Below are 2,485 nucleotides of genomic sequence, written 5' to 3' on the forward strand. Positions count from 1 at the left end.
AATGCCGCCATATTTATCAACTGCGCCCTCTCCGGCATTATATGCAGCTAAAGCAAGCTCAAGATCACCATATTTTTTTAGCAGATGTGAGAGGAATCCAATTCCCGTTTTTATATTTTGGTCAGGGTCAAATGGGTCAATGCCTTTTCCTTTTGTATGCACCGGCATTAACTGCATTAAACCCTGCGCACCAACTTTACTTACCGCTTTTGGGTTAAATGATGATTCCTGCTGAATAAGCGCCTTTATTAAATCCTCGCTAATGTCATATTGCGAGGCGTACTTTTTAATAACTGCGTCAATATCAGCGGGAACATTACGTTTAACCCCTTTGACTACCGGATGATTTATGACGTCTTTAACTTCGCGCACAACCTCTTTCTGAATTTGTGATAATTCAGAAAGAGGCCGTGTTTTCCCCCATGCGCCTTGCATGGCCTGAGTCCATGCAGCAGGCGCTTTATCTTCTGCATCCTCAGCATCGTAGCTAACTGGTTGGATCACAGCGTTCTGTTGATCGCCATAAAGCGATGCGTAGAGAACTTCTGCATCACTGGCAGCCATTGCCTGGCTGCCAGTAAGTAGAAGTAGCGCAAAAGCGGCTACTGGTTTTTTCATGGCTGGATTCCAGGCACGTTAACGCTCTGGCGTTCTGGTTCGTTACCCAGGCCAACCGGCACAGTCAGGTCACGATAAACAACGTGTCTGTCGGATAGCTGGAAAAGCTGACCGCTGCCGCCGTGCATGGTGGTTGTAGTGCAGGCTGATAGCAGCAAGGCAGCAATAATTACGCAGATGATTTTTTTCATGGCGTTATCCGTTCTTCTGGAATGAAACGAGGTGATGTGCATGATCGACAACTACATAGTTATCGAGGCCAACGAGCAATTGCAGTGCATCCAGTACCGGCATTGTGCGATGAATCTTTGCAATTGGCGGGATAGGCTTATCCACCATATAAGACGCTTCTCGCGGGGCGGGATAACGCGTAATTAAGCGATAACCGGTAGGCTCCAGCAGGTAATCTATCGCCTGCCTTACCGTTGTTACGTCCTCAGGCCATACTGTGCGCATGTAGACTGTTAGCGGGTCTACAAACTGATAGCGTGGATCTTTTGCTCCAGCGGGGATTGCTCCCCCCTGGGTAAACGGGCCACTGACATTTACGTCATATCCGTATGCGGTACGAGGCGCAGACGTAGTAGCCTCAGTTACAGTGTAAGGTTTGGCTCCTGCTGTAGAGCTGCTTCCCGCGAACGGATTGCTTGCAGCCGCTGTGTAAAGCGGAAGCGCCAAAGCCACGATGATTGCTGCTGATTTAATCGACATAGTTTTCATAGAGCGTCTTCCACGGAGTAACAAACATTTCATCTTCAATAAGGATGCGGATCGGCTGACCAGCGTGAATGGTGCGGGTAGGCACAATCTGTAGGAATTTCTGCGCTACGCCTGAGGCTTGCTGTCGTGCGCCTTGCCCAAAGTTGCCAGCAAACGTCTCGTTACCGTCACCGGTTCCTTCATAACTGGTGCTGGTTCCGACCAAGGCATAGGCTGCTACACCTAGAATCTGAGCGGTAATGTGATAATCCACTTCATCAGCTTCAACGGCTGGCGTTCCCATGCGGTCAAGTACGCTCTGCTTACGGAAGTCCACGCGATCACCGTTAGGAAGAACAAGCCATTGAACGGTAAAGGCCATGCGGTTTTGAATAACCTGGTTAACGCTGGATGCGCTTACGGCCTTGATCATTAGCGTCGAGCCTTTAGGGAACAGGACATAAGAGTTAGAAGCATCGAGAACGTCAGTAGAAACCATTGCTTTCATTGAGCCGCCGCTATAGTCGGAAACAGCGGTGTAAGTGGTGATGGCATTGATTTCCGCGCCGGTAGGCAACTTCACTTTTCCCTCAGTGCTGGCGTTATAAAGGTTGTCAGATGGATAACCGACAACACTATTCCCGCTGTCGTCTTTCAGATTCCCATTACCACCGAAATCACCGGTAGCTGAACCACCACCGTTGCTGCTGCCGTTCTCAGCAATGTTTTTCTGCGCATTGCGGTATTGAGACTCCAGACCGGATCGGGAATCTTGCAATTTCTGCTGACCTTCCGCTTTTTGCTGCTCCCCTTGGCTTTCAAGCATCTTGATCCGCGCCTGCAACGCGCTTCGTTGCTGTCCAATTTCGGAAATACGTGAGGCATTGCTATCCTGACCGCCACCGCTAGGCGAACCGTAAGAACCTGTTGCCGCCATCCCGCTAGGGCGCGCAACGGCATTGCCGGTATCGGCATAGCTGGTTTGACGCGCTTTCAAAGCCCGTTCTACTTCCTGAGCTTTGAAACGGGCTTCAACATCACCAATCAGCTTTTTCTGGCGATCTTCGACTGTTTCCGCACGTTCGCCACCCAGCGCGTTACCTGCTCCGTTAGCGGCTCCGGCTCCGCTGCCAGATTGCTGGCTGGATTTAAGCTGACGGTCAAAAGG

At 50.5% G+C, this 2,485-nt stretch carries 4 protein-coding genes; all 4 read right to left on the bottom strand.

Going from position 1 to position 2,485, the window contains the following annotated elements; genetic code table 11:
* On the bottom strand, positions 1-618 hold a 618-nt coding region (locus HP459_RS22405), incomplete at its 3' end, for a lytic transglycosylase domain-containing protein (protein WP_171936871.1).
* A complete protein-coding gene (locus HP459_RS22410; RefSeq protein WP_171936872.1) occupies positions 615-809 on the bottom strand; it encodes a membrane lipoprotein lipid attachment site-containing protein in 195 nt (64 codons plus the stop codon). The genes HP459_RS22410 and HP459_RS22405, both read right to left, overlap by 4 nt.
* 4 nt (positions 810-813) lie before the next feature.
* Positions 814-1,338: a pilus assembly protein PilL gene (locus HP459_RS22415; protein WP_171936873.1), complete on the bottom strand. Its 525-nt coding sequence runs from the start codon at positions 1,336-1,338 to the stop codon at positions 814-816.
* Positions 1,319-2,485: TrbI/VirB10 family protein (locus HP459_RS22420; RefSeq protein ID WP_171936874.1), on the bottom strand; the 1,167-nt coding region annotated here is incomplete at its 5' end. The genes HP459_RS22415 and HP459_RS22420, both read right to left, overlap by 20 nt.

This window comes from Enterobacter sp. CM29, from assembly GCF_013179605.1.
GTDB classification, from domain to species: domain Bacteria; phylum Pseudomonadota; class Gammaproteobacteria; order Enterobacterales; family Enterobacteriaceae; genus Enterobacter; species Enterobacter intestinihominis.